We start from the raw sequence: 5034 nt of genomic DNA, 5'->3' as shown, positions 1-5034 counted from the left end.
GGCAGTGGTGAACCTGGTGCCCATTCTGCTGGAGCAGATCGAGGACTACGCCCAGCAGTTCGCCAGCGGACAGGTACGCGACCCCCTTCTGCGATTGCTGGTTTGCGAACGCATGGATGACATCGATGCGCAGAACCGCGCACGCATCCTCGATCAGTGCTTTCTCGCCAATCACTCGAAAATGCTGGAGCCCTTCGCGCCCTACCGAAGGTTGCGCGAGATCTATCAGTATGTGTTGAAGCAGCACGGGAAGGACTCGCTGGGATACTTGTCTGGCCAATACTTCGCGGATCTGCTCACCTGGTACCACCTGTGCTGGACGGGTGAAAGCGTACGGCGCGACGAGCCCTTGGTGGTGCGGTTGATGACTCAAGGCGAAGGCTTCACGCGTGAGGATAGGCGGGCGCTCTTCGATTTGATCGGAAGCTTGATGAGCGCGTTGATCACGCGGTACCGCCGCTTGCAAGAGCGCGGGCAGATCGAAATATCCACCACCCCCTATTACCATCCCATCGCGCCGCTTCTGATCAACCTCGCGAGCGCGCGCGAAGCCATGCCCGATGCCACCATGCCCCAAGCCACCGTCTACCCCGGCGGGCGCCAGCGCACGGCGTGGCATGTGAAGGAAGCACAGAGGCACCATCAAGAGTGGTTCGGCACACCGCCGCAGGGCATGTGGCCTGCGGAAGGAGCGGTGTCGTGGCCCTTCGCGGAAGTGGTGGCCGAGCACGGATTGGGCTGGATAGCGAGCGGCGAAAGAGTTTTGCGCAACACGCTCGCGCGCGAGGGCGCCGGAGCGGCGGATAGCGCCAGTTATAGCCCCTACTCGCTGAATACGGCCAGCGGCAAGGTTTCCATCTTCTTCCGCGACGACCGGCTCTCCGACCTGATCGGCTTCGAATACAAGGGTTGGCATGGGCGCGATGCCGCCAGTCACTTCATCGCGCAGGTGGAAGAGATTCGCGCCAAGGCAACCGCGAACGACACCCCCGTGGTGAGCGTCATCCTCGATGGCGAGAACGCTTGGGAGCACTACCCGTACAACGGCTTCTATTTCTTCAAGGATCTCTACGAAACATTGAGCGCCCATGAGAGCATTCGCACCACCACCTTCTCCAGCTGCATCGCGCGGCGCAAGCAGCAAGGAGTGAAGGAACTTACCCTCGGCACCTTGGTGACGGGGAGCTGGGTGTACGGCAATCTCTCCACCTGGATCGGTTCTCCGGATAAGAACCGCGCTTGGGATCTGCTGTGCACCGCCAAGCAAAGCTACGACTGGGTGATGGGCAGCGGCCGCCTAACAGAAGGCGAAACGCAAGTGGCGGCGTTACAACTCGCGGCCTGCGAAGGCTCGGACTGGTACTGGTGGTTCGGCGACTACAACCCGCCCCATGTCGTGCGAACCTTCGACGAGATTTTCCGCGCCTGCCTCGTTGAACTCTACCGGTTGTTGAAGCTCGCACCACCCGCCGCGCTGGCGGAGCCCATCAGCCGCGGCGGCGGTGAACCCGAATCGGGCGGCGCCATGCGCCGGGCGGCATGACCGGAAACTTGCCCGTCGCTCTCCTGCTCGGCGTGCATGCCCACCAACCCGTGGGCAATTTCCCGGAAGTTATCGATGACGCCCATGCGCGTTGCTACAAACCCTTCCTCGAAACTCTCAACCATTACCCCGAATTCGAGTTCTCGATTCATTTCAGCGGTTGGTTATTGCAATATCTGTTCGACCGCTATCCGCAAGACATGGATTTGCTCAAGACCATGGTGGATCGCGGGCAGGCGGAAATTTTCGGCGGAGGGGACACCGAACCCGTTCTGGCCGCCATTCCCGCGCGCGACCGCGTGGGCCAAATCGAAAGGCTGTCGGCGCGAACCCGGCATTTGCTCGGCGCCACGCCCCAAGGCGCCTGGCTGACCGAGCGCGTGTGGGAATCGCAAGTGGTGCCCGCCCTGGTGGATGCCGGCATCTCGATGGTGACCGTGGATGATTACCATTTCCTATGCGCGGGGAAAGTGCTCGGCGAGTTGGCGGGCTACTACACCACCGAGGAGGAAGACCGCCGGCTGGACCTTTTCCCCATCTCCGAGGGACTGCGCTACCGCTTGCCTTTTGCAACGGCCCCGGAGGCGGTGAAATACATCGCAGGAATGGCGCAAGACAACCACCGAGCGGCGGCCATTTATTTCGACGACATCGAAAAATTCGGCATCTGGCCCGAGACCCACGAGTGGGTCTACGGCAAGGGTTGGTTGCGGCAATTCATCGAAGGAGTGCTGGCCACGCCCGGTATTCAAACCATGCACTTCGGCGCCTACCGCGAAACGGAGCGCACGCGCGGCGTGATCTACCTGCCCGCCACGTCCTACATGGAAATGAACGAGTGGACGCTCCCCGCCGAGCAAGCCCATCGTTACGCCCGGCTCGTCGATAACGAGAAGGCGGGAGGGAACTACGAGCAAGACAAGCCCTTCCTTCGCGGAGGTATCTGGCGCAATTTCCTGATGCGATACTCCGAATCCAATTGGATGCACCGGCGCATGCTGTCGCTATCGCGCCGCGTGGACGCCGTGCCAACCGCGCGACGCTCCGCGCGCATGACCGAATTACTCTATCAAGCGCAGGCCAACGACGCCTATTGGCACGGACTATTTGGGGGGCTCTATCTGCCGCATCTGCGGCGCGCCGTATACAACGCGATCATCGGATTGGAAGCGGAATTGAACACCTTGTCGCCGAATTCGCCGCGCCGTTCCGAAGACCTGGATTTCGACGGCCGCGAAGAGATATTCCTGCAAAACGGTTTGCTCCAGATCGTTGTCCGCGAGGATAACGATGCCGCCATCATCGAATTCGATGCCTATTCTCTGCAACATAACTTCGCCGATTCCCTGCGCCGCCGCGAAGAACACTACTACCGCAAGATGTCCCAGGGCGAACAGGCCCATGCGCAAGGTACAGGCATCGCCTCGGCCCACGACCGCTTGCGTTTCAAGCACCCGGTTAGCGCACGGGATCTGCAACCCGATGCGCGGCCGCGCGCCCTGTTCGTGGACCGGTGGGTCACGGGGCAACTCGCGGTGCAGCCCCAGTACGTACCAAGCACCTTGGAACCGGAAGAGGTCATCGCCTTTCGGGCCGAAGTCCCTGGTGGTTATGTGCGCAAGCAGTACGAGCTGGCGGACAACCGTCTGCTAGTGAAGTACGAGGCTCGTTCGGACAGCCGCGCGCGCCTGGAGACGCAACTCAACATCGCCATGCCCAGTTGCGATGGATTCCTGGGGCGCTACGTATTCGAAGGCCAAGTGCCGGGCGGATTCGGCCAGGTTTTGGAGCTGGAATCCATGAGCGCCATCATACTGGAGGACGGGGTCCTGGGCGGTTGCATCGAAATTCTCTGTAGCCGCCCGGCAAGGTTACGCGCCGCGCCTCATCACACCGTGTCCCAGTCCGAGGACGGTTTCGAGAAGATCATGCAGGCCGTGACCCTCGATTTGGTATGGGAGATGGAGGCAGGCGAGAGCGATCTACTTATCGCGATCGAGGTCAGCCCGGAGGCACGCCAGCGCTATTGCGCACCGGCGGCAATCGCTACGCAGGTTGCCGAATAGGGCCGTCGATGGTCACGGGCGCGTCCGGCCGGCGGAAGCGCTCGATCACCGGTTTAAGCTCCGGCTTCACGTACTTCTCGCTCATGCCGTTAAACAGATGGCCGAGTAGCCCGCGATTCAAATCGCTCGTGCCCATCACCCAATCGGCGATGGGGAAGGTCAGGTTCATGTTGCGCTCCATCATGATGCCCATGTTGTGATGCGCCGTGTGGTGACGGCGAATGGTGTTCACGAATGGCATGTTGCGCACGAACCCATTCTCGTGGCAATGGCAGCAGTAGTGGAAGGTTTCGTAGATCAGGTACTGTCCCACGATGGTGATCATCAAGATGTACCCCGCATTGGCGTTCACCGCCCAGCCCAGGGCAGCGGCGAAGGGTATTCCCATGGCCATGAAGGTGAAGAGCGCCCGCCAGGGAAAGAAAATGATGCGAAATTCCCGGGTGGTGTCCACCGTCATCACGTTATCGCTGAAATACTGGTGATGCTGCCGGGTGTGACGGTCGTAGATGGCCCGCAACGCCCACACATCCACCAGGCGGTGCATCACATACTTGTGAATCCACCACTCGAACATATTGGAAAAGAAAAACACCGGCAACACCAACAACCACTCCCAGGTGGCGTTCTGGAGATGGGTGGCGCAATACCAGAGCACCGCGATGCCCGCCCCGTACATCACCCCGATATGCACGAGCCCGTTGTACATGGGGGAGATTTGGGATTGGTACTGCTCGCGAAACCTGCGTTGGCGTTCGGACATCATGGTGGATCCTCCCGGGAAGGATTTTTCTAAGCGGACAGCATAGCGGGAGCTTGGGCGGCAGGCAACCCGGGGAGAGAGGGCCACACTCAGGGGACTCAGGAAAGCTGGTCCAGCAAGGCTTTTGCTTCCTTCAAATCCTTGGTGTCGAAGCCCTCGGTAAACCAGTTGTAGACCGGTGAGAGTAGGTCGCGCGCTTCTTTGCGCCTGCCTTGGGATTGCCACAGTGTCGCGAGAGACATCGAAGCGCGCAACTCCCAGCCCAGAGTCTGGGTTTCGCGTGCCGTTGCGATTGCCTTCTGAAAACTGGCTTCAGCCTCCTCGTCCCGAGGCTAGCCCTGAAGCAATAGGATTTCGCCTCGAATACGTTCCGTTTCCGGGCGCTGCGAACTCTCACCGGTGTTCTTCGACCACTGGAGAGTGGCTTCGACCAGCGTCAAAGCGTCCTGTGTTCGTCCGGATTTCGCGAGGGCATACGCAAGCAATGGTTGGAAGATGAGGCGGACGAGGTCTCCGCCACTTAATGTCAGAAGTTTCAGCCTGAAATACGGCGCGCGCTTCTTCATCCTCTATCTTCTCGCGGATCGCTTCGAGCATGAAGGCGTGCGGGGTAACCTCGCGAGCTTTGGCTAGTTTGGCGATACGGGTCTTTACGTCTTCTG

Annotated in this window: 4 protein-coding genes; 2 read left to right on the top strand and 2 right to left on the bottom strand. The window is 60.3% G+C overall.

Annotated elements, in window-relative coordinates:
* Together EXR36_15345 and EXR36_15340 are read left to right on the top strand one after the other, a co-directional pair.
* Positions 1–1543: glycoside hydrolase (locus EXR36_15345; GenBank protein ID MSQ60964.1), on the top strand; the 1543-nt coding region annotated here is incomplete at its 5' end.
* The gene (locus EXR36_15340) at positions 1540–3609 is read left to right on the top strand and encodes a DUF1926 domain-containing protein (protein MSQ60963.1); all 2070 of its coding nucleotides are present in this window, start codon (positions 1540–1542) and stop codon (positions 3607–3609) included. The genes EXR36_15345 and EXR36_15340, both read left to right, overlap by 4 nt.
* Here EXR36_15340 and EXR36_15335 read toward each other — a convergent pair.
* A complete protein-coding gene (locus EXR36_15335; protein ID MSQ60962.1) occupies positions 3590–4375 on the bottom strand; it encodes a fatty acid hydroxylase family protein in 786 nt (261 codons plus the stop codon). The two genes, EXR36_15340 and EXR36_15335, sit on opposite strands and share 20 nt — an antisense overlap.
* 329 nt (positions 4376–4704) lie before the next feature.
* Complete coding sequence (locus EXR36_15330; GenBank protein MSQ60961.1) at positions 4705–4938, bottom strand: hypothetical protein; 234 nt, start codon at positions 4936–4938, stop codon at positions 4705–4707.
* Positions 4939–5034 lie beyond the last annotated feature (96 nt).

Source organism: Betaproteobacteria bacterium, from assembly GCA_009693245.1.
In the GTDB taxonomy this organism is placed as follows: Bacteria; Pseudomonadota; Gammaproteobacteria; order Burkholderiales; family SHXO01; genus SHXO01.
Note: the sequence above shows the minus strand (reverse complement) of the source record. Positions and strands in the feature narration are given on the sequence as shown.